Source organism: Flavonifractor sp. An92 (genome assembly GCF_002159175.1).
Classification (GTDB): Bacteria; Bacillota; Clostridia; order Oscillospirales; family Oscillospiraceae; genus Pseudoflavonifractor_A.
On sequence record NZ_NFGZ01000036.1, the window covers coordinates 1 to 26,750 of the forward strand.

At 64.4% G+C, this 26,750-nt stretch carries 26 protein-coding genes; 19 read left to right on the plus strand and 7 right to left on the minus strand.

The genetic code is table 11. From position 1 onward, the window contains the following. Positions 1-85 precede the first annotated feature (85 nt). Positions 86-700, plus strand: coding sequence for a nucleotidyltransferase family protein (locus B5G43_RS15510; protein ID WP_242960632.1), 615 nt, complete (start codon positions 86-88; stop codon positions 698-700). 17 nt (positions 701-717) lie between these two features. Continuing rightward, positions 718-1,119, plus strand: coding sequence for a hypothetical protein (locus B5G43_RS15515; protein ID WP_087262947.1), 402 nt, complete (start codon positions 718-720; stop codon positions 1,117-1,119). Between the two features lie 419 nt (positions 1,120-1,538). Here B5G43_RS15515 and B5G43_RS15520 read toward each other — a convergent pair whose 3' ends face one another. The 4 genes from B5G43_RS15520 to yqeC are packed head-to-tail and all read right to left on the minus strand — an operon-like array spanning position 1,539 to position 4,111. Beyond that, the gene (locus B5G43_RS15520) at positions 1,539-1,805 is read right to left on the minus strand and encodes a thioredoxin family protein (protein ID WP_087262948.1); all 267 of its coding nucleotides are present in this window, start codon (positions 1,803-1,805) and stop codon (positions 1,539-1,541) included. Continuing rightward, positions 1,802-2,566 (minus strand): XdhC/CoxI family protein, encoded by a 765-nt coding sequence (locus tag B5G43_RS15525; protein WP_087262950.1) that lies wholly within the window; start codon positions 2,564-2,566, stop codon positions 1,802-1,804. Before B5G43_RS15525 ends, B5G43_RS15520 begins: the two co-directional genes overlap by 4 nt. A 46-nt stretch (positions 2,567-2,612) precedes the next feature. After that, a complete protein-coding gene (yqeB, locus tag B5G43_RS15530; protein ID WP_087262951.1) occupies positions 2,613-3,401 on the minus strand; it encodes a selenium-dependent molybdenum cofactor biosynthesis protein YqeB in 789 nt (262 codons plus the stop codon). Next, the gene (gene yqeC / locus B5G43_RS15535) at positions 3,389-4,111 is read right to left on the minus strand and encodes a selenium cofactor biosynthesis protein YqeC (protein ID WP_087262953.1); all 723 of its coding nucleotides are present in this window, start codon (positions 4,109-4,111) and stop codon (positions 3,389-3,391) included. Before yqeC ends, yqeB begins: the two co-directional genes overlap by 13 nt. 160 nt (positions 4,112-4,271) lie before the next feature. On the opposite strand from yqeC, the gene B5G43_RS15540 reads away from it, so the two are divergent. Then, the gene (locus B5G43_RS15540) at positions 4,272-4,739 is read left to right on the plus strand and encodes a nucleoside deaminase (protein ID WP_087262954.1); all 468 of its coding nucleotides are present in this window, start codon (positions 4,272-4,274) and stop codon (positions 4,737-4,739) included. 325 nt (positions 4,740-5,064) lie between these two features. Here B5G43_RS15540 and B5G43_RS15545 read toward each other — a convergent pair whose 3' ends face one another. Then, the gene (locus B5G43_RS15545) at positions 5,065-5,667 is read right to left on the minus strand and encodes a TetR/AcrR family transcriptional regulator (RefSeq protein WP_087262957.1); all 603 of its coding nucleotides are present in this window, start codon (positions 5,665-5,667) and stop codon (positions 5,065-5,067) included. A 139-nt stretch (positions 5,668-5,806) separates the two neighbouring features. Here B5G43_RS15545 and B5G43_RS15550 point away from each other — a divergent pair, with 139 nt between their 5' ends. The 14 genes from B5G43_RS15550 to aspS all read left to right on the plus strand — a co-directional run bounded on the left by B5G43_RS15550 (position 5,807) and on the right by aspS (position 22,225). After that, the gene (locus tag B5G43_RS15550; RefSeq protein ID WP_087262959.1) at positions 5,807-6,508 is read left to right on the plus strand and encodes an ABC transporter ATP-binding protein; all 702 of its coding nucleotides are present in this window, start codon (positions 5,807-5,809) and stop codon (positions 6,506-6,508) included. Beyond that, entirely contained in the window at positions 6,502-10,593 is a 4,092-nt protein-coding gene (locus B5G43_RS15555) for an FtsX-like permease family protein (RefSeq protein ID WP_087262961.1), read from the plus strand. The genes B5G43_RS15550 and B5G43_RS15555 overlap by 7 nt, the downstream gene beginning before the upstream one ends. Positions 10,594-10,757: 164 nt before the next feature. Next, positions 10,758-11,570, plus strand: a complete 813-nt coding sequence (locus B5G43_RS15560) for a ParB/RepB/Spo0J family partition protein (protein ID WP_087262963.1) — start codon at positions 10,758-10,760, stop codon at positions 11,568-11,570. A gap of 257 nt (positions 11,571-11,827) precedes the next feature. Next, positions 11,828-12,607 carry a ParA family protein gene (locus B5G43_RS15565; protein WP_087262965.1) on the plus strand — a complete coding sequence of 260 codons (780 nt, stop codon included), beginning with the start codon at positions 11,828-11,830 and terminating at the stop codon, positions 12,605-12,607. Between the two features lie 4 nt (positions 12,608-12,611). Further along, positions 12,612-13,514 carry a ParB/RepB/Spo0J family partition protein gene (locus B5G43_RS15570; RefSeq protein WP_087262967.1) on the plus strand — a complete coding sequence of 301 codons (903 nt, stop codon included), beginning with the start codon at positions 12,612-12,614 and terminating at the stop codon, positions 13,512-13,514. Continuing rightward, positions 13,511-14,056: a hypothetical protein gene (locus B5G43_RS15575; RefSeq protein ID WP_087262968.1), complete on the plus strand. Its 546-nt coding sequence runs from the start codon at positions 13,511-13,513 to the stop codon at positions 14,054-14,056. Before B5G43_RS15570 ends, B5G43_RS15575 begins: the two co-directional genes overlap by 4 nt. A 49-nt stretch (positions 14,057-14,105) precedes the next feature. After that, complete coding sequence (serS, locus tag B5G43_RS15580; protein WP_087262970.1) at positions 14,106-15,413, plus strand: serine--tRNA ligase; 1,308 nt, start codon at positions 14,106-14,108, stop codon at positions 15,411-15,413. Between the two features lie 66 nt (positions 15,414-15,479). Further along, positions 15,480-15,878: a large conductance mechanosensitive channel protein MscL gene (gene mscL / locus B5G43_RS15585; protein WP_087262971.1), complete on the plus strand. Its 399-nt coding sequence runs from the start codon at positions 15,480-15,482 to the stop codon at positions 15,876-15,878. Further along, a complete protein-coding gene (locus B5G43_RS15590) occupies positions 15,875-16,213 on the plus strand; it encodes a hypothetical protein (protein WP_087262973.1) in 339 nt (112 codons plus the stop codon). The genes mscL and B5G43_RS15590 overlap by 4 nt, the downstream gene beginning before the upstream one ends. A gap of 1 nt (position 16,214) precedes the next feature. After that, positions 16,215-16,940, plus strand: coding sequence for a 16S rRNA (guanine(527)-N(7))-methyltransferase RsmG (gene rsmG, locus B5G43_RS15595; protein ID WP_087262975.1), 726 nt, complete (start codon positions 16,215-16,217; stop codon positions 16,938-16,940). Between the two features lie 117 nt (positions 16,941-17,057). Then, positions 17,058-17,798 (plus strand): septum site-determining protein MinD, encoded by a 741-nt coding sequence (gene minD, locus B5G43_RS15600; protein ID WP_087262976.1) that lies wholly within the window; start codon positions 17,058-17,060, stop codon positions 17,796-17,798. 49 nt (positions 17,799-17,847) lie between these two features. After that, the gene (locus tag B5G43_RS15605) at positions 17,848-18,264 is read left to right on the plus strand and encodes a methylglyoxal synthase (protein ID WP_087262979.1); all 417 of its coding nucleotides are present in this window, start codon (positions 17,848-17,850) and stop codon (positions 18,262-18,264) included. Positions 18,265-19,014: 750 nt separating this feature from the next. Continuing rightward, positions 19,015-20,367, plus strand: a complete 1,353-nt coding sequence (gene hisS, locus B5G43_RS15610; RefSeq protein ID WP_087262981.1) for a histidine--tRNA ligase — start codon at positions 19,015-19,017, stop codon at positions 20,365-20,367. A 58-nt stretch (positions 20,368-20,425) separates the two neighbouring features. Beyond that, positions 20,426-22,225 carry an aspartate--tRNA ligase gene (gene aspS / locus B5G43_RS15615; protein WP_087262983.1) on the plus strand — a complete coding sequence of 600 codons (1,800 nt, stop codon included), beginning with the start codon at positions 20,426-20,428 and terminating at the stop codon, positions 22,223-22,225. A 464-nt stretch (positions 22,226-22,689) separates the two neighbouring features. On the opposite strand, the gene B5G43_RS15620 is transcribed toward aspS, so the two are convergent. Together B5G43_RS15620 and B5G43_RS15625 are read right to left on the minus strand one after the other, a co-directional pair. Then, a complete protein-coding gene (locus tag B5G43_RS15620; protein WP_087262984.1) occupies positions 22,690-23,268 on the minus strand; it encodes a DUF3841 domain-containing protein in 579 nt (192 codons plus the stop codon). Next, a complete protein-coding gene (locus B5G43_RS15625) occupies positions 23,244-23,801 on the minus strand; it encodes a DUF3841 domain-containing protein (RefSeq protein WP_087262986.1) in 558 nt (185 codons plus the stop codon). Before B5G43_RS15625 ends, B5G43_RS15620 begins: the two co-directional genes overlap by 25 nt. A 284-nt stretch (positions 23,802-24,085) precedes the next feature. Here B5G43_RS15625 and B5G43_RS15630 point away from each other — a divergent pair, with 284 nt between their 5' ends. Together B5G43_RS15630 and B5G43_RS15635 are read left to right on the plus strand one after the other, a co-directional pair. After that, a complete protein-coding gene (locus B5G43_RS15630) occupies positions 24,086-25,594 on the plus strand; it encodes a peptidoglycan DD-metalloendopeptidase family protein (RefSeq protein ID WP_087262988.1) in 1,509 nt (502 codons plus the stop codon). Positions 25,595-25,660: 66 nt separating this feature from the next. Beyond that, positions 25,661-26,750: aminotransferase class V-fold PLP-dependent enzyme (locus tag B5G43_RS15635; RefSeq protein WP_087262989.1), on the plus strand; the 1,090-nt coding region annotated here is incomplete at its 3' end.

The following is a 26,750-nucleotide window of genomic DNA, read 5'->3' on the forward strand; positions in this document are numbered from 1 at the left end:
GGCGGAGAGCATGCTCTCCGCCCGCGCCCTTTTTCTTCGCCTTGATTTCTCCCACCGTTGTGGTATCATGAAAAGACAATCCCCCATGAGAGGAGTGTCCGCCATGTGCCGTCCCGTCTCCCCCGCCGCCCCGCTCCGGGTGGGGTGCGTGCTGATGGCCTCGGGCTTTGGCCGGCGCTTCGGTGGGAACAAGCTGCTGGCCCAGGCGGAGGGCGAGCCTCTCTATCTCCGGGCCATGGCGGCCCTCTCCCCCCTCCCCTTTGCCCGGCGGGTGGTGGTCAGCCGCTTCGAGCCGGTGCTCCGGGCGGGCCCGGCCTACGGCTTCGCCCCGGTGTGGAACGCCGCCGCCGCGGAGGGCATCGCCGCCACGGTCCGACTGGGGACCGCCGCCCTGGAGGGGCTGGACGGAGCCCTGTTTGCCGTGTGCGACCAGCCATTTCTGACCACGGAAAGTATATTCCGTCTTTTGCATTCCTTTGAGGAATCACCGCAGAACATCCACGCCCTCAGCTGGGCGGGCCGGCGGGGCAATCCGGTCCTCTTCCCCGCGGACCTGTTTCCGGAGCTCCTCGCCCTCACCGGCGACGTGGGGGGCGGCCGGGTGATCAAACGCCACCCGGACCGGCTCACTCTGGTGGAGGCATGTTCCCCCCGGGAGCTGGAGGATGTGGACTGCCCGGAGGACCTGCCACCCCGATGACGAAAGGAACGACGCCTGTGAAGCATCCATCCATCCGCCCCCCGGCCGTGCTCCTGGCCGCCGTGTGCCTGCTGCTGGCCCTGGCCGGGTGCAGCAGCAAAAACCACGCCGTGGGGGTCTACGATCTCAAGACCATCCTGCGGGACGGCGCCACGCTGGAGGTGGACCAGCTCCCACAGACCAGCGACGGCCAGAGCTCCTATACGGTGACCCTGGATCTGAAAGAGGACGGCACCTTTTCCCTGGACATGACGGTCCAGGGACAGACCAGCTCCATGACCGGCGTGTGGGAGGAGCAGAGCGGCCAGGTCCTGCTGACCTCCGGCTCCAACACCCTCTCCGCCACCTGGGCGGACGGCGTGCTCACCCTGGAGCAGGACAGCCAGACCCTCACCTTCCACCAACGGACTGAATCCTAAAAGAACCCCCCGGGAAATCCCCGGGGGGTCTTTTTGCGCTCGCCGCGCGGGCCGCCTACTCGGCGGGAGCACCGCTTTCTTTGCAAAGAAAGCGGTGGGAAAGAAAGCCCAGAGGGGGGATACCCCCCTCTGGACTCCCCCAAAGCGCATCCCGGCTTTCATCCGGCTGCGGCGGTATTTCCAAAGTGCGGCGTGGCCAATTCCGGGCTTTCCGCCTATCCGGAAAGCGTTGTACCCTGCCAATATGGGGCGGCCCCCTAAAAAGGCCGCCCTTTTGGAGGGGAGTGGAGAGGGGAACGAGAAGTTCCCCTCTCCGCCTTTTCTTTCCCCCATTTCTTTTCGCGAAAAGAAATGGGGCGCTGTCCGCGCAGGACGCCCGTGCGGCGAGCACACATCCTCCCCGGCACGGCCGGGTAGAATCACTCCGCCATTGCGGCGGCAAACACCTTTTCCACGTCCTGCTGGGTGACCGGCCCCTCGTGGATCTTCACGCCGTCCACGAAGTAGGTGGGCACATAGTAGTAGTCAAAGGAGTCGGCGTACTCCTTTTCCACATTCTCATCCACCATGCGGATGGGCACATCCTTCCACTCCGGGTGGAATTTCTCGGTGAGCACCTCGTGCCACTTGAGCGCCCGCTTGCAGTGGGGGCAGCCCTCCTGCACGAACATCAGGATCTCTTTCATCCTTTCCGCTCCTTTCGGTTGACAAAGTCCACCTCGATCTTGCCGCCGCACACCATGCCCAGCTCGGCCGCGGCGTGAGAGAGGTCATAGAGCTTGTGATCGGTCTTGAGGCCGGTGCGGAGCATCTCCAGGGCGTCCAGCTTGGCCTGATACTCCACGGCGCCGCCGCCGATGGTGCCCACACAGGACCCGTCGGGCTTCACCAGCATCCAGGTGCCCACGCCCCGGGGGGCGGAGCCGCTCTTGCGGGTGATGGTACACAGCACGCCCGCCTCGCTGGGGGGCGGAGGCGTGCCGGGGCCCTTCCGGGCCCGCTCCTGGATGACCTCGCCCAGGATGGACACGGCGATCTCCGCCGGGGTCTGGGCCCCGATCTGGAGCCCCACCGGCGAGTGGACACCGGCCAGCACATTGGCCGAGAAGCCCAGCTCCTTCATGTGCTTCATCACGGCGGCCACTTTGATCTTACTGCCGATCATGCCCACATAGGCATAATCCCCCTCCAGCACCTTGGCCAGACATACCCCGTCAAAGGCGTGGCCCCGGGTGAGGATGACATAGTAGTCGTCCTCCCGGCTGCCCAACTGGTCCAGGGCCTCCAGGAAGGGCATGCACAGCACCTTCTGGGCCATGGGGAAGCGCTCCTCGTTGGCAAACTCCGGGCGGTCGTCAATGACCACCACTTCAAACTCCAGGTGGCAGGCCATATACGCCACCTCCAGGGACACATGGCCCCCGCCGCACAGGATCAGTCGTTCCATGTCGTTTCCTTTCCCCCCGGCCTTCCAGCTCCCGGGGCTGTCTCCCTTAATTCTTGTTCCGGAGCATCAGCAGGGCCTCCAGCACCCCGCCGCCGATGGCCCGCGCCTTATCCGATACCGTAAAACAGTGGTCCAGCTCACAGCGGGCGTCGATGTCCCCCGACTTCATCCCCCGCTTGACCTTCAGCCCGGCGGGGAGCATGCCCCGCACGATGCCGGGCATCTGGCTGTAAACCGGCTCTCCGTCCACCCGGGCCACGATGTCCCCCTTGGCCACGGTGTCGCCGATGGCGGCCACCGGCTCAAAGATGCCGTCCCGGCAGGCGCGGATGATGCGCTCCTTGGAGTAGCCCCCCACGTCGCCGGGCACGCCGGTGTTGGGGATGGCACTCCCTTCGGTGATGACCCGGCCCAGATAGTGGCCCCGCTTGGTCTCCACCACGGCGTGGCAGTCCACTCCGGCGGTGAAGCCGGGCCCCAGGGCCACCACGATGGGGGCGTCATCCATCCTAGTGTTCACATTGTACTTGGCCAGGATGGCGTCCACCTCGGCGTCGAAGTGGAACTTTTTTCGAATCTCCGCCTCAGGGTCCACCAGGATGGGGACCTCGCCCCGCTCCCAGCACGCCTCCACCTCCTGGGTGGTGGACACATGGCGGGCGGTGATGCCCTCCACCTGGGTGGTCCCATCATAAATGCACTGACAGAAGGCCACGGTGCGGCGCACCGCCGTGGGCTGGGCGATGTCGGTCATCACCAGCCGGAACCCCGCGTGCAACAGCCGGACGGCCACTCCCGTGGCCAGGTCCCCGGCGCCTTTGATCAAAACCAGCATAGTCCTCCCCGTTCCTCTTCGGTATAGTGATGGATGTGAGCATGGATGTCCTGCCCAGCCAGCAGCCGGGCCACCGCCTGTCCCCGTTCCACGAGGGCCGGGGTGTCGGCTTTATTCAGCAGGCACCGGAAGGCCATGTCCGCCCCCACGCCCTTGCGGCTGCCCGCAGGGCTTGCCAGAATGGTGGCCATATCCTCCTCGGTGACGATGTCCTCCAGGTCTTTTCCCAGGAAAGCGGCCACCTGCTCGGGCCGGTGGCAGATCTCCCCGATGGTACGGCCCAGGGCGTCCAGCCCCGCCACCGCCACTACCGCGTCGGTCTCCGGCGGGATGACCGGCTCGTGGGCGGCGGGGACTTTCAGGGGCTTCACCCGGGCGCCGTCCCCTTCGATGAGGACCACGTCGGCCAGGCCCTTGCACACCCCGATCTCCCCGGTGCCGCACAGCTTATCCGCCCGGCCCAGGGTGCCCAGGGTGATGACTCCGTACTCGTCCAGGCAGCGCTTCAGGTGCTCCGGCTCCGGGTCGTCGGTGAGGAAGATCTTCGGGTGGGGCAGGATGTGGGTGCTGGTGGTGACGATCACCCGCTTGCCCGCGTCCCGGGCCTGCCGGGCCAGGGCGTACATGGTGCTGCTCTTGCCGCCGCCGCCCACCAGGGTGACCACCCGGTGGCGCTCCATGTCCAGTTCCAGGGCCTTCCACAGCTCCATACCGCATCCTCCCTCTCTGCCGGGCGCACAAATGTCTCATACCGTCTTATTATAGCATAATAATCGCCCCGGCGCTATCCTTTTCTGAAACGGCCAGTTTTGTCTTGCGCGGACCGGGAAAAGCGGGTATGCTTATTCCCACAAGAGAGGAGGGCGAGCCATGCTCAGCCATGAGGAGTATATGAGACAGGCGCTGGACCTGGCCCGGGAGGCCCTGGCCGAGGGCGAGGTGCCGGTGGGCTGCGTCATCGTCTGGGAGGACGGCCGGGTGGTCGGCCGGGGGCGCAACCGGCGGGAACAGGACAAGCGGGCCCTGGCCCACGCGGAGCTGGAGGCCATCGCCCAGGCCAACGCGGTTTTGGGGGGCTGGCGGCTCCACAAGGCCACCCTCTATGTCACCCTGGAGCCCTGCCCCATGTGCGCCGGGGGCATCATCAACGCCCGCATCCCGGAGGTGTGGTACGGCGCGGCCGACCCCAAGGCGGGGTGCTGCGGCTCGGTGCTGGACCTGTTCGGTCAGCCCTTCAACCACCACCCGGTTGTCCACAGCGGGCTTCTGGAGGGGGAAAGCGCCGCTCTCCTCCAACAGTTTTTCCAGGCTTTGCGGGAGAAGCGGCGCAAAGGGTAAAATTCACGAAATCGTAACATCTCATGCGATATTTTGTAACAACCCGCTGATATGATATCCCCTGTAAGAGTCAAGTCTTCTTTTTCATTCTATCCTCCAATTCTCAGCGGAGCGGGCGGCGCACAGCGTCGCCCGCTTCCGTTTGTCCACCAAATGTCCCCCGCCGGTGGATAAATTTAAAACTCTTGTAACAGGTTTGGCTTGGTTTGTTAACAACTCTCGGGTATCATAATCCTTGCAAGAGACAGTTTCTTTTCATTTCATTGTATCCTCTTTCCTAAAAAAGCGAAACCGGACGTCAGGAGCAGGCGTCCGGTTTCGCTTTTTATCGTTCTGCGGCAAAGGTGCTCATCCCGCGGAGGATGAGGCGCTCGGTGAGGGCGGCCATGTCCTCCGCCGGCTCGGCAAAGCCCCGGGTCACCCAGCCCCGCACCAGCTCCACCGCCCCGGCCACCAGGAAGTCCATGCAGTATGCCCGCTGCTCCTCCCCGGCAAAGCAGTAGAGCTCCTGCCACTCCCCCAGGCACTTCCGGTCGATGAGGGTGCTGAGCTGCTGGAAAAAGAGGTTGTCCCCCCGGCGGGAGAGCAGCGCGGCACAGAGGCCGCCGTGCTTCTCCACAAAGTGAAACACGTCCGTCAGGATGGGCAGCAGCCCGCCCCGCAGGTCCGAGCTGGAGTAGCGGTCCATGAGGGCGGCGAACTCCCCCAGCGCCTCCCCCTCCATCTGTTCCAGCAGGTCGTAGATATCCCGGTAGTGGCCGTAAAAGGTCCCCCGGTTCACGTCGGCCAGGTCGGTGAGCTCCCGGACGGTGATCTCGTCCACCGGCTTCTCCCGCAGGAGGGCGGTGAAGGCCTCCCGCAGCTGGGCCCGGGTGCGGCGCACCCGGCGGTCCTGGAGTTTTTCATCTCTTTTCTGATTTCTGTCCATTATCCGACACCTCAGTGTTATGATGTCTGTTTTTCGACGTTCCGGCGGCAGATTGCTCCTTGAAGCCCGGTCTGATTCCACTATAATAGAATCAGAAACGATTTTCAACACCTGTTTCTTAATGAACAGGAGGTTTTGTATGGCCTATATTTCTCTGCGGGACGTGGTCAAGCGGTACCAGATGGGCGAGGTCACCATCACCGCCGTGGACCAGATCAGCTTTGACATTGAAAAAGGGGAATTTGCCGTCATCGTGGGCCCCTCCGGCGCGGGCAAGACCACGGTGCTGAACATCCTGGGCGGCATGGACCAGAGCGACGGGGGCACCATCCTGGTGGACGGCAAGGAGGTCAGCTCCTACAACGCCAAGCAGCTGACCACCTATCGCAGGTATGACATCGGCTTCGTGTTCCAGTTCTACAACCTGGTGCAGAACCTGACCGCCCTGGAAAACGTGGAGCTGGCCGCCCAGATCTGCAAACACCCCCTGGACGCCAAGGACGTGCTGCGCCATGTGGGGCTGGGGGAGCGGCTGAACAACTTCCCCGCCCAGCTCTCCGGCGGTGAGCAGCAGCGGGTGGCCATCGCCCGGGCGCTGGCGAAAAATCCCCGGCTGCTCCTGTGCGACGAGCCCACCGGCGCGCTGGACTATGTGACGGGCAAGTCGATTCTGAAACTCTTACAGGACACCTGCCGCCAGCAGGGCATGACGGTGGTGGTCATCACCCACAACACCGCCATCACCCCCATGGCCGACCAGGTCATCCACATCAAGAACGGCCGGGTGGACCGGGTGGAGCACAACGCCCACCCCACCCCGGTGGAGGAGATCGAATGGTAAAGAGCCGCTTGCTCACCGACGCGGTGCGGGAGGTGCGGCACACCAAGAACCGTTTTCTCTCCCTGCTGGTCCTCTCGGCGCTGGCGGTGGCCTTTCTGGCGGGTCTGCGCACCACCGCCCCCGACATGACCTACACCGCGGACGCGTATTTTGACGAACTGGATCTGATGGACGTGCGCTTGGTGTCCACCCTGGGCCTCACCGACGAGGACGTGGCGGTCCTGGCCGAACAACCCGGCGTGGAGCTGGCCGAAGGGGCCTACACCGTGGACGCCATCCTCCACCAGACCGACAACGACCTGATCTTAAAACTCCACTCCCTCTCCAAGGCGGGCATCAACGCCCCCAAGCTGCGGGAGGGCCGCATGCCGGAGCGGGCAGACGAGTGCCTGGTGGAGCCCCAGTTCCTCACCCTCACCGGCCTCTCGCTGGGGGATACGGTGTCCTTCGACACCGGCACCGGGGATTATGAGGACGCCCTGGCCTATGACTCCTTCACCATCGTGGGCACCGCCGACTCCCCCCTCTATGTCTCGGTGCAGCGGGGCTCCTCCTCGCTGGGCTCGGGCAAGGTGAGCGCCTTCGTCCTCCTGCCGGAGGAGGCCTTCGACATGGAGACCTACACCGACGCCTACCTGCGGGGCGAGGGGCTGGAGGACCTGCTGTGCTACGAGGACGAGTATGAGGACCGCGCCGACGCCCTCATTGATGCGCTGGAGCCTCTGGGGGACGAGCGGGCCGCCCTGCGGTACGACGACGTCATCGACGAGGCCAATGAGAAGCTGGCCGATGCCGAGCAGGAACTGGCCGACGCCGAGACCGAGGCGGAGCAGGAGCTCTCCGACGCCGAGCAGGAGCTGAAGGACGCCCGGCGGGAGCTGGACGACGGCTGGCGGGACTGGAACGACGGCCAGATGGAGCTCTCCGACGGCTGGGCCGAGTGGCGGGACGGCTGGGAGACCTTGCGCACCGAGACCGCCGACGCCGAGCAGCAGATCGCGGACGCCGAGGCGGAGCTCCCCGACGCCCTCAAAGAGCTGGAGGACGGCGAGGTGGAACTGGCCGACGCCCGGAAGGAGCTGGACGACGGCTGGGCGGACTATCAGTCCGGCAAATCCGAGTATGAAAACGGCGTTTTGGAGTACGAAAACGGCTACCGGGAACTGCTGGACGGCGAGGAGACCTACAATGAGAACGTGGACACCCTCACCGAGTCCCAGCGGGAGTACGAGGAGGGCCTGAAAGAGTACCAGGAGGGCCTTCAGGAGCTGGCCGACGGCGGACAGCAGCTGATGGACGCCAAGAAGGAACTGGACGACGCCCTGGAGCAGCTCTTTGCCGGAAGTCAGGCCCTCTCCGCCGGGCAGGCCCAGCTGGACCAGCAGCTGGCAGGGTATCAGCAGCTCACCGCCGCCTTCCAGGGGGTCACCGCCGCCTGGACCGCCGGGAACCTCCTGGGGGACTCCCCGGAAAGCACCGGAACCCAGGTGGGGATGGCCCTGGGCCAGCTGGCCATGGAGGCCATGGCCGACCCCACCGCCGCCGACACCTTCCATACCACCTATATTGCACCCCTCTCCTCCCTTCTCTCCGCCCTCATCACCTCGGCGGAGAGCGCGGGGCAGGACGCCTCCCAGCTCACCGCCCTGCTGAATGCCCTCCCCGCAGACGGGGCGGCGCTGCTGGGCTCCCTCACCGGGCAGGAGGCCATCATGGCCCAGGCCACCGCCCTCACCAGCGCCTATTACGGCGTGGCGGCCGCCCTCCAGACCACCGGCGACGCCATTGCCGACGGGCAGGCCCAGCTGGACAGCGCGGCCTCCCAACTCCAGTGGGGCCGCTGGCAGTACGAGGACGGCCTGCGGCAGTACCAGGAGGCCAAGAAGGAGTTTGACGAGGCCACCGAGCAGGCCATCCAGGGCGGCCAGGAGTTGAGTGACGCCAAGGTCCAGCTGGACGAGGGCTGGGCCCAGCTCTACGACGGCCGCAAGGAACTGGACGACGCCTGGGCTGAGCTGGAGGACGCCCGAAAAGAGCTGGAGGACGGCCTTGCCGAGCTGGAGGACGGCTATCAGGAGCTTGTGGACGGCGAGGCGGAATACGCCGATGGCCGCAAGGAGCTGGATGACGGCTGGGCCGAGTACTACCAGGGCGTGGCCGACCTGGAGCAGGCCAAAGCGGACCTGCCTGAAATGGTCGCCGAGGCCGAGGCCGAGCTGAACGACGCCGAGCAGGAGCTGCTGGACGGCGAAGCCGAGCTCCGCGACGCCTATCAGGAGCTCCTGGACGGCGAGACCGAGTACGCCGACGGCTTGCAGGAGTATGAGGATGGCAAGGCCGAGGCCGAGGAAAAACTCTCCGACGCCCGCCGGGAGCTCAACGACGCCCGCCGGGAAGTGGCGGACATCGAGAACTGTGAGTGGTACATCCTGGGCCGCAACACCAATCTGGGCTATGTCTCCTTCCAGCAGGATGCCGAGCGGATGGGCAATCTGGCCTCGGTGTTCCCCCTCATTTTCTTCCTGGTGGCGGCGCTGGTGTGCCTGACCACCATGACCCGCATGGTGGAGGAGCAGCGGGTGGAGATCGGCGGCAAAAAGGCCCTGGGTTACAGCAAGTGGGCCATTTCGCTGAAATACGTGGGCTACGGCCTCTCCGCCTCCCTCACCGGCGGCCTGCTGGGTCTGGCCGTGGGCTGCACCCTCATTCCCTGGATTATTTTCAACGCCTGGAAGATCCTCTACACCGTGGGGGAGCTGATTCTGGTGCCCTCTCCCCTGGTGTGCCTCTTTGCGGTGGGCGCGGCGGCCTTCTGTGTCACCGGCGCGGCCATCGGGGCCACCTTCTCCACCCTCTCCGCCACCCCCGCCGCCCTCATGCGGCCCAAGGCCCCTCCGGCGGGCAAGCGGGTGCTGCTGGAGCGCATCACCCCCCTGTGGTCCCGGCTGTCCTTCACCTATAAGGTGACGCTGCGGAACCTGTTCCGCTACCAGCGCCGCTTCTGGATGACGGTCATCGGCATCGGCGGCTGTACCGCCCTCATTCTGGCGGCCTTCGGCCTGCGGGGCTCCATCTTCGACGTGCTGGATAAACAGTACGACGAGATCTTCACCTACAGTGTGGATGTAGGCCTGGTGGACGACGTGACCGCCGATGAGCGGACCGAGATCGAGCGGGAGCTGGACCGGCAGAGCGGCGTGGATGCCTGGCTGCCCGTCCATCAGGCCTCCCTGGCCGCCGTCAGCGACCGGCAGAGCGTGGACGCCACCCTCTTCGTGGTCTCCGACTGGGAGGAGTTCTCCTCCTTCGTCCACCTGCGGGACCGGGTCAGCGGTAAGGCCATCACCCCAAGCGACGACGGTATCATTCTGACCGAGAAGCTGGCCAAACTTCTGGGCGTCTCCGCCGGGGACACCATCACCCTGGACGGGGACCGGCGGGTGGAGGTCACCGTCACCGCGATTACCGAGCAATACCTGATGCACTACATGTACCTGTCCGACACCTGTTATGAGGCCCTGTTCGGGGAAACGCCGGAGGTCAACTACTATCTGGCCCGCTATGCCGACACCAGCCAGGAGACCGCCGACCAGGTCTCTTCCGCCCTGATCTCCCTCTCCGGGGTGACCAGCGTCTCCCGCATCCAGGACACCCGGGACACCTTTACCAAGAGCATGGAGAGCGTGGACTATGCGGTGGTGCTCATCATCGTCTGTGCCGCCGCCCTGGCCTTCGTGGTGCTTTTCAACCTGACCAACATCAACATCACCGAGCGCCTGCGGGAGCTGGCCACGCTGAAAGTGCTGGGCTTCTACGAGGGCGAGCTTTCCGCGTATGTGTTCCGGGAGAACGTGTTCCTCACCTTCTTCGGCGTGCTGGTGGGCATGGTGCTGGGCCGCCTCCTCCACCGGTGGCTCATCCTGACGGTGGAGATCGACATGCTCATGTTCGGCCGCACCATCCACCCCACAGCCTACGCCTGGGCGGCGCTGCTGACCATCCTGTTCTCCCTGCTGGTGAACCTGACCGCCCGGCGCAGTCTGAAGCGCATCGACATGGTGGAGTCCCTGAAATCGGTGGAGTGAAATCCGACAAGGTTTTCTACTTTACAGCTAAATTACCCATTCTCACCCTCCCCGGCGGCCTCCGCCGGGGAGGAAATATTTCCCACTCGACACCCTTCCCATAGCTTTGCCTGGGTTTGTGGTAAAATATGGTTGACAAACCACCCCAGACAGGAGGGTCTCCCATGGTACTCCAGCGCAGGAAGGGGCTCTTCGAGAGCACCCGCGTCTTATTTCTCCCCATCACCTCCATCACCCCCAACCCCAACCAGCCCCGGCACACCTTTTGTCCCGACGGCCTGGAGGAACTGGCGGCCAGCATCCGCCTGTACGGCATTTTACAGCCCCTGTCGGTGCGGAAGATCCCCGGCGGCTATGAGCTCATCTCCGGCGAGCGCCGCCTGCGGGCGGCCAAGCTGGCGGGGCTCACCGAGGTTCCCTGTATTCTGGTCCAGGCTGACGACCAGTCCTCGTCCCTGCTGGCCCTCATTGAAAACCTCCAGCGGCGGGATCTGGACTTTGTGGAGGAGGCCGCCGCCCTGGCCAAGCTGATCCGCACCTTTGATCTCTCCCAGGAGGAGGCCGCCCGCCGCATCGGCAAGTCCCAGTCGGCGGTAGCCAACAAGCTGCGGCTCTTAAAGCTGCCCCCCGACGTGCTGGCCCTGCTGCGGGAGCGGCACTTCACCGAGCGCCACGCCCGGGCCCTGCTGCGGCTGGAGAGCGAGGAGCAGCAGCGCCAGGCCGCCCAGGTCATCGTGGACCAGGCCCTGACCGTGGCCAAGACCGAGGAGTATGTGGAGAGCCTCCTCCACCCGCCGGAGAAGCCCAGCCGCAACTCGCCGGTATTCCTATTAAAGGATGTGCGCCTCTTTCTCAACTCAGTGACCAAGGGCCTGTCCATGATGAAGAGCGCCGGGGTCGATGCCGACTGTGACCGGAAGGACACCGACGACTCCATCCTGCTGACCATTCGCATCCCAAAAAGTAGAAAATCCTGATCCTGTGTTTCACGTGAAACATAGGCGTTCCTTCTTCCACACCCCCGCGGCCGCCCCGGTTGTTTCACGTGAAACGTGGAACGGCCGGGGTTTTCTTTCTTCTTTTTGGAATTTCAGTTGAATTACAAAAGCGGGGGCATTATAATAAAAGCGTTGCAGCAACCAAAAGAAGCAAAAAAGGTGCGGCAGGAGCCGCGCGACCCCTCCGAACCGGCATTCCCCGGGCCGGTCGGAAGGCGGAAGAAGGTAGGTACATCATGGCAAAAACCATCGCGATCGTCAATCAGAAGGGCGGCGTGGGCAAGACCACCAGCTGTGTCAATCTGGCTGCCGCGCTGCAAATGCTGGGCAGCCGGGTCCTGGTCTGTGACTTCGACCCCCAGGCCAACACCACCTCCGGCTTCGGCGTGGACAAGGTGTCCTCCTCCCCCAACATCTATGACGTGCTCATCAACGACGCCGACATCGCCAAGGCCATCGTCTCCACCCCCTATGCCGACGTGGTGCCCTCCAACAAGGCGCTGGCCGGCGCCACCATCGAGATGATCGGTCTGGACCACCGGGAGTACCGGCTGCGGGACGCCCTGGCCAAGGTGGAGGGGAACTACGACTTCATCTTCATCGACTGTCCGCCCTCTCTGGAGCTGCTCACCCTCAACGCGCTGTGCGCCGCCCAGTCCATCCTGGTGCCGGTCCAGTGTGAGTACTACGCCCTGGAGGGCCTGTCCGATCTTCTCTCCACGGTGCGCATCGTCAAACGGTCCCTGAACCCCCACATCTCTATGGAGGGGGTCATCCTGACCATGTACGACGGTCGGACAAATCTCTCCCTCCAGGTCGCCGAGGAGGTCAAGCGCCACTTCCCCGGCCAGGTCTACGCCACCGTCATCCCCCGCAACGTCCGCCTCTCCGAGGCGCCCAGCCACGGGAAGCCGGTGATGGCCTATGACAGTCTGTCCCGGGGCGCCGAGGCCTACGAGGCCCTGGCCCGGGAGTTCCTGGAGCAGAACGGCGTGACACCAACCAGAAAGGACTGAGTCTATGGCATCCAACAAGGACCGGGGCCTGGGCCGCGGTCTCAGCGCGCTGCTGGGGGACGACGCGCTCCAGAGTCAGGAGGGCGGCTCCCTGTCCCTCCCCATCTCCGAGGTGCAGCCCGGCCTGAAGCAGCCCCGCAAGCGCTTCGACGAGGAGAGTCTGGCCGACCTGGCCGACTCCATCCGCACCCACGGCATCATCCAGCCCCTCACCGTGCGGCGGCTCTCCTCCGGCTATTACCAGATCATCGCCGGCGAGCGCCGCTGGCGGGCCGCCAAGCTGGCCGGCCTGCCGGAGGTCCCCGCCGTCATCATCGAGGCCGACGACCGCACCGTCATGGAGCTGGCCCTCATCGAGAACCTCCAGCGGGAGGACCTGAATCCCGTGGAAGAGGCCGCGGGCTACCAGGTGCTCCTGGACGAGTATGGCCTCACCCAGGAGGAGGTGGCCCAGCGGGTGGGCAAGTCCCGCCCCGCCGTGACCAACGCCCTGCGGCTGCTGGCCCTGCCCGACGCGGTGCGGCAGCTGCTGGAGGAGGGCAAGCTCTCCGCCGGCCACGCCCGGGCCATCCTGGCCGCCCCCACCGGAGATCCTCAGAAGAAGCTGGCCCAGAAGGTGGTCCACGACGGGCTCTCCGTCCGGCAGACCGAGGCTCTGGCCAAGCGCTTCGCCCAGCACCTGGAGGAGGCTGAGGAGGAGCTCCAGCCCAGCCCGGAGCCCGACTACTCCATTTACCTGCGCTCGGCGGAAAAGGACCTGTCCGACCGCTTCGGCCGGAAGGTCACCATTGTCAACGGCAAAAAGAAGGGTAAAATTGAATTGGAATACTACAACACCGAGGATCTGAATCTCCTGCTGGAGACGTTGGAGCACCTGCCCTCCGGTGAGAAGGGAGCACAACCGTGAGCCACGATTCCGAACAGCACCAGCGCAGCGCCCTCCAGCACGAGGCCGAGCACGCCGCACCCGGTAAGAAAAATTCCGTCCTCATCTATCTGGTGATCCTCTTCGCCGCGGCCTTCCTGCTGCTCCTCCTGTCCTACTTCATGCAGCAGCGGGCCAGCCGGGAGGCGTACAGCGACCTGCAGCAGTCCTCCAACTCCGCCGTCCAGTCCCTGGACAACATGCTCCAGGAGAACGAGGACCTGAAGGAGCAGGTGGCCGACCTCCAGGCGCAGCTGGAGCAGGCCCAAAGTCAGGCCACCCAGATCCAGGAGCAGCTCAACACCAGCGAGGCGCTGGTGAATGCGCTGGACAGCCTGAACCACCTGCGCGGGCTCTACAACCAGGGCCAGTACACCGCCTGCCGCACCTATCTGGCGTCCATCGACGCCGCCCAGGTGGAGGCCACCCTCCGCACCTATGTGGAGCAGAATACCGACGCCGCCTGGCTGGAGGTCTACAACCCTCTGGAGGCCTGGCTGAATCTCATCGAGTGGCTGGGCTAACCCCCCGCCGTGCTATTTCACTATAATTCAATGTAAGAGGTGCAATACCATGCTGGATATCCGTTTTATCCGCGAGAACCCCGAGGCTGTTAAGGAGAACATCAAGAAGAAGTTCCAGGACGAGAAGCTGCCCCTGGTGGACAAGGTGCTGGAGCTGGACACCGAGAACCGCGCCACCATCCAGGAGGCCCAGGACCTGCGCACCGCCCGCAACACCAAGAGCAAGCAGGTGGGCATGCTGATGGGCCAGGCCAAGAAGGACCCCTCCAAGCTGGCTGAGGCTGAGGCCCTGAAGGCCGAGGTCAAGGCCGACGCCGACCGCCTGGCCTACCTGGAGAACCGGGAGACCGAGCTGGCCGAGGAGATCCGCAAGATCATGCTGGTCATCCCCCAGATCATCGACCCCTCCGTGCCCATCGGCCCCGACGACTCCGCCAACGTGGAGGTCCAGCGCTTCGGCGAGCCCGTGGTGCCCGACTACCCCATCCCCTACCACACCGACATCATGGACTCCTTTGACGGCATCGACCTGGACGCCGCCGGCCGTGTCTCCGGCTCCGGCTTCTACTACCTGCTGGGCGACATCGCCCGCCTGCATGAGGCCGTGCTGGCCTACGGCCGCGACTTCATGATCGACAAGGGCTTCACCTACTGCATCCCCCCCTTCATGATCCACGGCAACGTGGTGGAGGGCGTCATGTCCCAGACCGACATGGACGGCATGATGTACAAGATCGAGGGTGAGGACCTCTACCTCATCGGCACCAGCGAGCACTCCATGATCGGCCGCTTCATTGACCAGATCATCCCCAACGAGAAGCTGCCCCAGACCCTCACCTCCTACTCCCCCTGCTTCCGCAAGGAGAAGGGCTCCCACGGCATCGAGGAGCGCGGCGTGTACCGCATCCACCAGTTCGAGAAGCAGGAGATGATCGTGGTTTGTAAGCCCGAGGAGTCCAAGGACTGGTACGAGAAGCTGTGGCGCTACTCCGTGGAGCTCTTCCGCAACTTCGACATCCCCGTGCGCCAGCTGGAGTGCTGCTCCGGCGACCTGGCTGACCTGAAGGTGAAGTCCTGCGACATCGAGGCCTGGAGCCCCCGTCAGCAGAAGTACTTCGAGGTCTGCTCCTGCTCCAACCTGGGCGACGCCCAGGCCCGCCGCCTGAAGATCCGCTACCGCGGCGAGGACGGCAAGATCTACCTGGCCCACACCCTGAACAACACCTGCGTGGCGCCTCCCCGCATGCTCATCGCCCTGCTGGAGAACAACCTCCAGGCCGACGGCACCGTGAAGGTGCCCAAGGTGCTCCAGCCCTACATGGGCGGCAAGGAGCTGCTGGTGCCCACCAAGAAGTAAATCATACAAAGGTCTTACGGGGCGACGGGTCACCGCCGCCCCGTGGGCCGTAGAAACGAGGAAACCATGTCCCTGAAACAGAAAACCACCGGCTTTTTCGCCGAGTACCGCAAGTTCATTGCCCGGGGCAATGTGATGGACCTGGCGGTGGGTGTCATCATCGGCGCCGCCTTCAAGTCCATTGCCGACTCCCTGGCCAATGACCTGCTCATGCCCCTGCTGGGGCTGCTGACGCCCAGCGGGCTGTCCCTCTCCACCCTGACCCTGGGTCCGGTGAAGATCGGCAGCTTCCTGGATACGGTGCTCAGCTTCCTCATCACCGCCTTTGCCCTGTTCTGTGTGGTAAAGGCCATCAACACCATCCACCGCAAGAAGGAGCAGGCGCCCTCCGCGCCCCCCAAGCCCTCGGAGGAGGTCCTGCTCCTCACCGAGATCCGCGACCTGCTGAAGGAGAAGAACGGATGAGTGATCACCCTACCCCCTCCCCCAACTCCGGGGAGCAGAAGCCTTCCTATACCCCCGCCTCACCGGTGAAGCGGGCGCTGGCCTGGATGGGCATTGTGTACATGGTCATCCTGGTCCTGCTCACCACCTACAATATGGCCACCGGGGAGCCCATCCACAACATCCCCGGCATCCTCCTCTTCCCCGCCTGCGGCGGGCTGGCGGCGGTGTGCTTCCTGCGCTGGCGGGAGATCAAAAAGCTGCCGCTGCTGATCCTGGGCGTGCTGGCCGCCGTGGCCTGCGCCGTCAATCTGGTCACCGGGGTGATGTCCCTGGTCGCCGCTCTGGGAGGTTAATATGGAACAAGCCATTCGCACGGGTCTGGCCGACCTGGGCCTGCTGGAGCAGGTCCCGGCCCAGGCGCCGGAGCAGCTGGCCGAGTATGGCCGGCTGCTGCTGGTGAAAAATCAGGTCATGAACCTGACCGCCATCACCGATCCCGACCAGGTGGTGAAGCTCCACATGCTGGACTGCGCCGCCCTGCTGAAGTACGCCGAATTTTCCGGCAAGCGCCTCATCGACGTGGGCACCGGCGCGGGCTTCCCGGGCATGGTGCTGAAGATCCTGGTCCCCTCTCTGGAGGTGGTGCTGCTGGACAGCCTCAACAAGCGCCTGGACTGGCTGGGCGAGGTGGCGTCCACCCTGGGCCTCACCGGTGTGAGCACCTGCCACGCCCGGGCCGAGGAACAGGCCCTCCAGCCCGGCTGGCGGGACAGCTTCGACCTGGCCACCGCCCGGGCCGTGGCCTCGCTGGAGCTGCTGGGGGAGCTGTGCCTCCCCTATGTGAAGGTGGGCGGCCGCTTCCTGTCCATGAAGAGCGTGGACTGCGGCGAGGAGCTGCAGCGCGCCGAGAGCGGCCTGCGGCTGCTGGGCGGCGTGCTGCGTCCCCACAGCGATTACACCATCCCCGGCACAGAGGTCACCCACCGCGTGGTGACGGTGGAAAAGGTCCGGCCCACCCCCAAGGGGTACCCCAGAAGATGGACCAAGATCCAGAAATCTCCACTTGTGAACCGTGGCTGAATTTTCCGGGCCTAAACTCCATCATTTTTTATACTTTGCACAAAAGTATACTTTTTTACCATTGTAATTCTTCCAAATCCGTGATAAAGTAGACTGACAGCAGTTAGGGAGGCAGCTATGTCAACAGCAATCGCCATCACTTCCGGCAAGGGAGGCACAGGAAAAACCTCACTGACCGGCGGAGTAGCCTCCTGTCTGGCGGCACTGGGCCGGCGGGTCCTGTGCGTGGACATGGATGTGGGCCTGCGCAACCTGGATCTGACCCTGGGTATGAGCGACCGGGCCCTGATGGACTTTACCGACGTCCTCTCCGGACGGACGACGCTGGAAAAAGCCGCGGTGCCCCATCCGGTGATCCAGGGCCTGTATCTGCTCACCGCGCCGCTGACCATGCCCCGGGACCTCATCACCGAGGAGGGGCTGCGGAATTTCCTGACCCGGGCCAAGGCCCAATACGACTATGTGCTCATGGACGCCCCCGCCGGACTGGGGGGCGGCTTCCGCATGTCGGTGTGCGGGGCGGACCGGGCCATCGTGGTCTCCACCACCGACGCCTCCGCTCTGCGGGACGCCCAGCGCACGGTGGGCGAGCTGACCCGCAGTCTGGAACACATCCACCTGGTGGTCAACCGCGTCCAGCCCAAGCTGCTGCGGCAGCTGCACACCACCATCGACGACGCCATGGACACCGCGGGACTGCCTCTGCTGGGCATCGTGCCGGAGGACCCGCAGGTCATGCTGGCCGCCAACCGGGGCGAGCCGCTGATCCTCATGGCCCGGTACGGCGCCGCCCGAGCCTATCTGAACATCGCCCGCCGTCTGGAGGGGCAGCGCGTGCCCCTGATGCGCCTGCGGTGAAGCATCCCCATCCCCTGCGCCACTCAACCGAGAGAGGAGTTTTGTCTTTATGAATATCGCCCTCATGAGCCACGACCGCAAGAAGGAACTGATGGTGCAGTTCTGCATCGCCTACTGCGGTATCCTGTCCAAGCATGTGCTCTGTGCCACCAACACCACCGGCAAAATGGTGGCGGAGGCCACCGGCCTGCACGTCAATCTGTTCCTGTCCCACGAGCACGGCGGCAGCCAGCAGATCGGCGCCCGCATCGCCTACAACGAGATCGACATGGTACTCTTCTTCTCCGATCCCCAGAGCGAAGAGATGGACAAGGACCTGAGCTACATCACCCGCCTGTGCGACACCTATAATATCCCCTACGCCACCAACGTGGGCACGGCTGAAATGCTCATTCATGGCCTGGAGCGGGGCGATCTGGATTGGCGTGACATCATCAACCCCAAAACCAAGCCTTTTACGGCCTGATTTGGTCCCTTTTCCGGTTGACTTTTCGCCCCCTTTGGGATACTATCTAAAACAGCACCGCCACGACGGGGCAGGTACCGCGGACACCGCCGGACAGAGAGGCGCGCCCTTGGGCTGAAAGCGCGCTTACGGCAAGGAACACGGGAGACAGCTCTACCAGCGGGCCCGGAGACGGGCGCGGTCCCCTTCCCGCAACAGAAGGTCCGAGGGCGCATACCGCGCCGAACATGGGTGGCACCACGGAAGCAAACGCTTTCGTCCCATACTCAGTGGGACGAAAGCGTTTTTTTGTCCCCAGCAATCTTTGCTCCGGGATAGCCCGGAGGTTTGTCCTCGCCGGACGGGCCGCCTATCCGGCGGGGACCCGATTTCTTTTCGCGAAAAGAAACCGGGGAAAGAAAAGGCGGAGAGGGGAACTTCTCGTTCCCCTCTCCACTCCCCTCCAAAAGGGCGGCCTTTTGGGGGCCGCCCCATATTGCCGAGGTACAACGCTTTCCTCATAGGCACCAGGCCTGGTTTTTGTTCTGCCAGGGCAAGGAAATACCTCCGCAGCAGAACACAAGCCGGGGTGTGCCTTGGGGGAGTCCAGAGGGGTAGTATCCCCCCTCTGGGCTTTCTTTCCCACCGCTTTCTTTGCAAAGAAAGCGGTGCCCCGTCCGGGCAGGACGCCCGCCCGGCGAGGGCAAAAACCCGCCCGATTGCCGGGCATCGCTTCATATTCCCATATCCTTCCACAAAGGAGAGATCACCATGGATCGCATCAAACCCCGCACCCTGTCCGGCTTCATGGAGCTGCTGCCCGCGCGGCAGGTCCAGTTCGACCGGATGGTGGAGACCCTGCGCAAGACCTATTCCCTCTACGGCTTCACCCCCCTGGACACCCCGGCCATCGAGGCCAGCGAGGTGCTGCTGGCCAAGGGCGGCGGCGAGACCGAGAAGCAGATCTACCGCTTCACCAAGGGCGACACCGACCTGTCCCTGCGCTTTGACCTGACCGTGCCTCTGGCCAAGTACGTGGCCCTCCACACCGGCGACCTGACCTTCCCCTTCCGCCGCTTCCAGATCGGCAAGGTCTACCGGGGCGAGCGCGCCCAGCGCGGCCGCTTCCGCGAGTTCTACCAGGCCGACATCGACGTCATCGGCGACGGCTCCCTGGACATCATCAACGAGGCGGAGATCCCCTCCATCATCTACAAGACCTTCACCGCTCTGGGCCTGAAGCGCTTCCAGATCCGGGTGAACAACCGCAAGGTCCTGAACGGCCTCTTTGACCTGCTGGGCCTCAAGGAGCAGGCCGGCGATGTCATGCGCACCATCGACAAGCTGGAGAAGATCGGCCCCGAGAAGGTGAAGGAGCTGCTGGTGAACGAGTTCTCCGTCCCCGCCGCCACCGCCGACCAGCTGCTGGAGCTCCTCTCCACCAACGACCCCATGGGCGCCCTCGCCGCCCTGAAGGGCCAGAACGAGCTCTTTGACCAGGGTGTGGAGGAGCTTTCCACCGTGGTGAATTATATGTCTGCCTTTGGCGTCCCCGCGGAAAACTACAAGGTGGACCTGACCATCGCCCGTGGCCTGGACTACTACACCGGCACCGTCTACGAGACCGCCATGCTGGACCACCCGGAGATCGGCTCCATCTGCTCCGGCGGCCGCTATGACAACCTGGCCGAGTATTATACCAACAAGCAGCTCCCCGGCGTGGGCATCTCCATCGGCCTGACCCGGCTGTTCTTCGTGCTGGAGGATCAGAAGTACCTGAACGACGACCTGCTCACTTCTCCCGCCGACGTGCTGGTGCTGCCCATGACCGCCGACCTCTCCCCCGCCATTGCCTTGGCCACCACCCTGCGGGAGGCGGGCATCCGCACCCAGCTCTACACTGAGAACAAGAAGTTCAAGCAGAAGATCGGCTACGCCGACAAGCTGGGCATCCCCTACGTCATCTTCCTGGGCGACGACGAGGTGAAGGAGGGCAAGGCCGCCGTGAAGGACATGGCCTCCGGTGAGCAGCTCACCCAGACCGTGGACGAGGCCATCGAGCGCATCCGCGCGGGCCTGGCCCAGCGCAGCGCGGGCACTCCCATCCGGGAGCCTCAGGCCTGATTTTTCGCAACTATTTGTTATCTCTATAAACTATATTACAAATTGGAGTTGATTTACGATGGATAACGTGCGTAATTCCCACCGCACCCACTCCTGCGGCGAGCTCCGCATGGAGCATGTGGGCCAGACCGTCACCCTGGCGGGCTTCCTGGAGAACGTCCGCGAGGTGGGCCAGAACTTCGCCTTTGTGGTGCTGCGCGACTTCTATGGCACCACCCAGGTGGTCATCGAGAACGAGGAAATGATGGGCATCATCAAGCCCCTCAACAAGGAGTCCACCATCCAGGTCACCGGCGTGGTGCGGGAGCGCGATTCCAAGAACCCCAAGCTGCCCACCGGCGACATCGAGGTGGTGCCCACCGCCATCAAGGTGCTGGGCCGCTGCCGCCACAACGAGCTGCCCTTCCAGATCAACCGCAGCCGGGAGGCCGACGAGACCGCCCGCCTGAAGTACCGCTATCTGGATCTGCGCAACCCCGAGGTCAAGAACAACATCATCCTGCGCTCCAACGTGGTGGCCGCCCTCCGCGCCGCCATGATCGACCACGGCTTCATGGAGATCACTACCCCCATCCTGACTGCCTCTTCCCCCGAGGGCGCCCGTGACTATCTGGTGCCCAGCCGGAAGCATCCTGGTAAGTTCTACGCCCTGCCCCAGGCTCCCCAGCAGTTCAAGCAGCTGCTGATGGCCTCCGGCTTCGACAAGTACTTCCAGATCGCCCCCTGCTTCCGGGACGAGGACGCCCGCGGCGACCGCTCCCCCGGTGAGTTCTACCAGCTGGACATGGAGATGGCCTTTGCCGACCAGGACGACGTGTTCGCCGTGCTGGAGGACGTGCTGCCTCCCATCTTCGCCAAGTACGGCACTTACAACATCGCCTCCTCCGCCCCCTTCCGCCGCATCTCCTACCTGGACGCCATGGAGACCTACGGCACCGACAAACCCGACCTGCGCATCGACCTGACCGTGAAGGACGCCACCGACGTGCTGGCCGGCTGCGGCTTCGGGCCCTTTGAGGGCAACACCGTCAAGGCCGTGCCCATCACCGGCTTCACCGCCACCCGCAAGCAGATCGACAAGCTCTGCGCCGACGTGGAGGTCCAGTCCGGCCAAAAGGCCTACTGGTTCCGCCTGGATGAGAAGGGCGAGATCGTGGGCGGCATCGCCAAGTTCGTCCAGCCCGTCAAGGACCAGGTGGTCTCCGCCCTGGGTCTGGAGCCCAACACCTTCGTGGGCCTGACCGCCGGCAAGAAGCTCACCGCCCAAAAGACCGCCGGTGTGCTCCTCAAGCAGGCGGTGGCTCTGGCTCCCCAGCACTTCGACAAGGAGCGCTACGAGTTCTGCTGGATCGTGGACTTCCCCATGTACGAGATCGGCGAGGAGTCCGGCGAGCTGGAGTTCTGCCACAACCCCTTCTCCATGCCCAACGGCGGCCTGGAGATCCTGAAGAAGGCGGCCGCCGGCGAGGTGGACCCCCTGACCATCACCGCCTTCCAGTACGACCTGGTGTGTAACGGCGTGGAGCTGTCCTCCGGCGCCGTGCGGAACCACGACCCCGAGATCATGATCGAGGCCTTCCAGCTGGTGCGGCTGGGTGAGGACGACGTGAAGGCCAAGTTCCCCGCTATGTACAACGCCTTCACCTACGGTGCGCCCCCCCACGCGGGTATCGCCCCCGGCGTGGACCGCATGGTCATGCTGCTGGCCGGCGAGGACTCCATCCGGGAGATCATCCCCTTCCCCATGAACAAGAACGCCCAGGACCTGATGATGGGCGCTCCCTCCTTCGTGGAGCCCAAGCAGCTGGACGAGCTGAACATCGTCTGCACCAAGAAGGAAGAAGAGACTGCCGAATAAGAGCAGGCATAGTAAAAGCGCCCGTGGAACTCCACGGGCGCTTTTTTGTCGGCACAGCTCAGAGCTGTGGGGGCTTCTGTCCTCGCCGGACGGGCCGCCTGCTCGGCGGGAGCACCGCTTTCTTTGCAAAGAAAGCGGTGGAAAAGAAAGCCCAGAGGGGGGATACCCCCCTCTGGACTCCCCCAAAGCGCATCCCGGCCTTCATTCTGCTGCGGCGGTATTTCCAAAGCATGGCGTGGCCAATTCCAAGCCTGGTGCCTATGAGGAAAGCGTTGTACCCTGCCAATATGGGGCGGCCCCATAAAAGGCCGCCCTTTTGGAGGGGAGTGGAGAGGGGAACGAGAAGTTCCCCTCTCCGCCTTTTCTTTCCCCGGTTTCTTTTCCGCGAAAAGAAATCGGGCGCTGTCCGCGCAGGACGCCCGCCCGGCGAGGGCAAATCCCCCCTGACCCTGTCAGGGCTTCTTTCACAGCCCGGAGACCACCCACTCCCGCCGGATGCACCAGAGCCCCACCTGAACGCTCTCCACCGGGTTCTCCTCCCCGTCCCGGATGGCGCTGTGCCAGCGGAAGAGCCGCTCCCAGCTCTTGAAAACCTGCGCCTTCCACTCGGGATAGAAGGCGCTGAGCATCACCTTCTGGGTATCCAACCCCCGGAGCTCCAGCTCCCGGCGGAACTGCTTCTCCTCCTTCTCCTCCCCCATGAAGCGCAATTGCAAAATGCGGTTCCAGTCCAGGAGGTCGAAAAACACCGCCTGGTCCCGGGGCACCTCCAGAGTGAGCACCCGCCCACCCGCGGAGGGATCCAGGTCCCGGCCATTCAAAAAGGCCCAGTAGGGATACTCCGCCCCCTCCGGCGGGGGCACCAGCGCCGCCGCCTGGGACACATACCACCCGTAGGCAGTGAGGAAAATGGGCGCGCTCTCCCCGTACTTGCGCCGGACGTACTCCGCCCGGGAAAAGCACACCCCGTCCCGCTCCAACACCCGGAGCACCGCGTCGCTCTGGGGCGAGTAGAGCGTTACTGTATCACGTCCATGATCCATTCTTTTCTCAGCTCCCAAATGATCCCGTATTGATGGCTGCCCCCCAGCTGTATCCGCTCGTCGAAGAGCCGGTCCCAGCTGGCCACGATCTCCCGCTTGATGGCGGGGTAAAACTGGCTCATATAGGCCGTCACATCGCTGACCCGGTAGTCGGCCAGGAGCTTCTTGTGCCGGGCCGCGTCCGCCTCGTCGGCGGGGATATAGGAGTAATTGAGGATCATGCCCCACTTCCCCACGTGGATGAGGGCCAGCTCCTCCGGATCCACCTCCAGCTCCAGCAGCACCCGCCCGGGCTCCAGCAGCATGGCGGTGTCCCGGGCCAGGGAGGCCCACACCGGGTACTCCGCGTCAGCGGGCTTCCGCCCTCGGTTGGGGGCGTGGCCCACCAGCCAGTCGTAGGCCTCCAGCACGATGGGGGCACAGTCCTCATTCTCCAGCTCCACATACCGACGCCTGGCGGTATACCGCCCAGTTTTCTCCAGTTCTTTGAGTACCTGGACGTGCTGCTTGGTCCAGATCCGTCTCCGCTCCACGGTATCGTCCCCTCCTTCGCTGCAGTCTTTCCTTCATTATAAGAGTGTCCGCACCCCCTGTCAAACCGGGGCACACACCCCTCCAGACGACGTTTTTCCCCAAGCCTGAAAGATTTTTTTGCACTTTTCCGGCATCAATCGAACCCTATTTTTCAATTGGGGGTTGACTTATGGCGCAATCAAGTGTAAGATAGCATTTGTAACCGATTTGTAATCTTTGTGACACTTCTGTCATCATTGCCGGGCCGGTACCCGGTGGAACAAGAGAAGGGGAGGTCCTTCCCATGGACGAAATCTTACATCAGTCCAAGCAGGAGCGCCGCCGTTCGTTCGCTGCTCCCGCTGCACTCGCCCAGGCGCTGACGCTGCCCGGCCGTGCGAGTGCCGCCGCGGAGGAGCGGGCCGAGCGTTTTATGCAGGAGCATGTGCCCCTGGTGCGCCGGGTGGACCACGCGCTGGCCGCCTTCCGCTCCTTCAACCCGCTGATTTTCCTGGCTGTGGCCGCCCTGCTGGGCGTGGCCTCGGTGGTCACCACGGTATACACCCCCAGCTATCAGGTCTCGATCGACGGCGAGCCCATCGGCATCGTGGCCTCTCAGGAGTCCTTTGAGGCCACCGTGGAGCGGGTGGAGACCCGGGCCACCGCCATTCTGGGTTATGACTACCAGATGGAGGGTGAGATCACCTATGACTTCACCCTGACCAAGCGCGGCGAGATCCCCGCCGCCTCCTCTCTGGAGCCCGCCCTCTTCGACCGCATCGGCGACGTGATGAAGAGCTATGTCCTCCTGGTCAACGGCCAGGTGGTGGGCGCCGCGGAGAACGAGTCTGACATCCAGAACCTGCTGGACTCCGTGAAGGCCTCCTACACCAACGAAAACACCGTCTCGGCGGAGTTCACCGACAACGTGGTCATCACCCGTCAGTACATCTCCTCCGATGTGGAGCAGGATCTGGACGCCATGGCGGCCACCCTCACCTCCAACACCAACGGGGAGACTACATATGAGGTCCAGGCCGGCGACACCTTCATGGCCCTGGCTCTGGACAACGGCATGACCATGCGGGAGCTGGAAGCCCTCAACCCCGGTGTGGATGTGAACAAGCTGATGATCGGCCAGGTGCTGAACATCAAGGAGGAGATCCCCTTCCTGTCCGTGGAGACCGTGGATCACGTCACCTACACCGAGTCCATCGCCGCTCCCGTGCGGGAGGTGGAGGACAGCTCCATGTACGTGGGGGACACCAAGGTCCTCTCCGCCGGTTCTGAAGGCACCCAGCAGGTGACTGCCGATGTGACCTACCTCAACGGCCATGAGACCGCCCGGGAGGTCACCGAGACCACCGTCCTCACCCAGCCCACCGAGAAGGTGGTGGCCGTGGGCACCAAGGAGAAGCCCTCCTGGATCGCCACCGGCTCCCTGCAGTGGCCGGTGTACGGCAACATCACCTCCTACTACGGCTACCGCTCCATCTTCGGCTCTTACAGCCTCCACCGCGGCATTGACATCGCCTGCTCCTACGGCACCGGCATCTCTGCGGCCGACGGCGGCACCGTCACCTTCGCCGGCTGGAACGGCACCTACGGCCAGCTGGTGGTCATCAACCACGGCAATGGCTATGTCACCTACTACGCCCACAACTCCAGCCTGCTGGTCTCCGTGGGGGACAAGGTGTACAAGGGCCAGACCATCGCCAAGGCCGGCTCCACCGGACGCTCCACCGGCACCCACTGCCACTTCGAGGTCCATGTGAACGGCAGCCTGGTCAACCCCCTGAACTATCTGCCCTAACCATTCATCCAGTCCAGTACAGCGCGCCCCGCACTCCGCGGGGCGCGCTTTTTCGGAGGTTTTCTTATGTCCCGTACTCCCCTCTGCGACGCGCTCCGCGCCTTCGCCGCCACCCAGCCCCTGCGCATGCACATGCCCGGCCACAAGGGCACGGGCCTCCCGCTCCCCGAGCTCTCCGCCGCCGCCGCCCTGGACTTCACTGAGCTCCCCCCCACCGGCAACCTCTTCGAGGCCGACGGCCCCATCCGGGCCGCTGAGGCGCTGTGGGCGGAGGCCTTCCACATGGACGCCTGCCTCTTCCTCACCGGCGGCTCCACCCAGGGCGTGCTCTCCGCCCTCACCCTCACCTGCCGCCCGGGGGACGCCGTCCTGCTGGACCGGGGGTGCCACCGCTCGGCCTTCAACGCCCTGGCTCTGCTGGATCTGACCCCCCACTACCTCTACCGCCCCTGGCTGGAGGAGGAGGCCATCGCCGGCCCCATTTCTCCACAGGATGTGGAAAAGGAGCTGGAAAACTCCCCGGAGATCAAAACAGTCTGTATCACCTCCCCAACATATTACGGAGTGCAATCAGATATTCCCGCCATTGCCGCGGTGTGCCATGCACATGGGGCCAAGCTGGTGGTGGACAGCGCCCACGGCGCGCACCTGCCCTTCCTGGGGGATCTCAGCCACTCCGCCGCCGACCTGCTGGTGGTCTCGGCCCACAAGACCCTCCCCGCTCCGGGCCAGTCGGCCCTGCTGCTGAGTAACGGCTTCCCGCTGGAGGAGCTGTGCCGGGCCGGGTCCCTGTACGGCAGCTCCTCCCCCTCCTACCCCATGATGGCCGCCCTGGACGCCGCCCGGGCCTGGATGGAGACCGAGGGCGTCACGCGGCTGAAGGAGACCGCGGATGCGGTCCACGCCCTCCGCAGCACCTTCCACGCCCTCAATCCCCGGGACGGCCTGGTGCTGGACCCCACCCGGCTGGTGGTGTCGTGCAACGGGGGCTTCGGGGTCAAGGCCGCCCTGGAGGACCTGGGCGTCTACCCCGAGATGGCCGACCAGCGCCATGTGGTGTTTATCTGCACCGCCTCGGACACGGCGGCGTCCTTCCGCCGCCTGGAGGAGGCCCTCCACACCGTCCTCCCCCGGGAGGCTCCCCTGTCTCCCCTGC

Bases quoted from the DNA above. Each gene is read 5' to 3' on its own strand.
- B5G43_RS15510 (WP_242960632.1), top strand. From the start codon at position 86: ATGAGAGGAGTGTCCGCCATGTGCCGTCCCGTCTCCCCCGCCGCCCCG.
- B5G43_RS15520 (WP_087262948.1), bottom strand. From the start codon at position 1,805: ATGAAAGAGATCCTGATGTTCGTGCAGGAGGGCTGCCCCCACTGCAAG.
- B5G43_RS15525 (WP_087262950.1), bottom strand. From the start codon at position 2,566: ATGGAACGACTGATCCTGTGCGGCGGGGGCCATGTGTCCCTGGAGGTG.
- yqeB (WP_087262951.1), bottom strand. From the start codon at position 3,401: ATGCTGGTTTTGATCAAAGGCGCCGGGGACCTGGCCACGGGAGTGGCC.
- yqeC (WP_087262953.1), bottom strand. From the start codon at position 4,111: ATGGAGCTGTGGAAGGCCCTGGAACTGGACATGGAGCGCCACCGGGTG.
- B5G43_RS15540 (WP_087262954.1), top strand. From the start codon at position 4,272: ATGCTCAGCCATGAGGAGTATATGAGACAGGCGCTGGACCTGGCCCGG.
- B5G43_RS15545 (WP_087262957.1), bottom strand. From the start codon at position 5,667: ATGGACAGAAATCAGAAAAGAGATGAAAAACTCCAGGACCGCCGGGTG.
- B5G43_RS15550 (WP_087262959.1), top strand. From the start codon at position 5,807: ATGGCCTATATTTCTCTGCGGGACGTGGTCAAGCGGTACCAGATGGGC.
- B5G43_RS15555 (WP_087262961.1), top strand. From the start codon at position 6,502: ATGGTAAAGAGCCGCTTGCTCACCGACGCGGTGCGGGAGGTGCGGCAC.
- B5G43_RS15560 (WP_087262963.1), top strand. From the start codon at position 10,758: ATGGTACTCCAGCGCAGGAAGGGGCTCTTCGAGAGCACCCGCGTCTTA.
- B5G43_RS15565 (WP_087262965.1), top strand. From the start codon at position 11,828: ATGGCAAAAACCATCGCGATCGTCAATCAGAAGGGCGGCGTGGGCAAG.
- B5G43_RS15570 (WP_087262967.1), top strand. From the start codon at position 12,612: ATGGCATCCAACAAGGACCGGGGCCTGGGCCGCGGTCTCAGCGCGCTG.
- serS (WP_087262970.1), top strand. From the start codon at position 14,106: ATGCTGGATATCCGTTTTATCCGCGAGAACCCCGAGGCTGTTAAGGAG.
- mscL (WP_087262971.1), top strand. From the start codon at position 15,480: ATGTCCCTGAAACAGAAAACCACCGGCTTTTTCGCCGAGTACCGCAAG.
- B5G43_RS15590 (WP_087262973.1), top strand. From the start codon at position 15,875: ATGAGTGATCACCCTACCCCCTCCCCCAACTCCGGGGAGCAGAAGCCT.
- rsmG (WP_087262975.1), top strand. From the start codon at position 16,215: ATGGAACAAGCCATTCGCACGGGTCTGGCCGACCTGGGCCTGCTGGAG.
- minD (WP_087262976.1), top strand. From the start codon at position 17,058: ATGTCAACAGCAATCGCCATCACTTCCGGCAAGGGAGGCACAGGAAAA.
- B5G43_RS15605 (WP_087262979.1), top strand. From the start codon at position 17,848: ATGAATATCGCCCTCATGAGCCACGACCGCAAGAAGGAACTGATGGTG.
- hisS (WP_087262981.1), top strand. From the start codon at position 19,015: ATGGATCGCATCAAACCCCGCACCCTGTCCGGCTTCATGGAGCTGCTG.
- aspS (WP_087262983.1), top strand. From the start codon at position 20,426: ATGGATAACGTGCGTAATTCCCACCGCACCCACTCCTGCGGCGAGCTC.
- B5G43_RS15620 (WP_087262984.1), bottom strand. From the start codon at position 23,268: ATGGATCATGGACGTGATACAGTAACGCTCTACTCGCCCCAGAGCGAC.
- B5G43_RS15630 (WP_087262988.1), top strand. From the start codon at position 24,086: ATGGACGAAATCTTACATCAGTCCAAGCAGGAGCGCCGCCGTTCGTTC.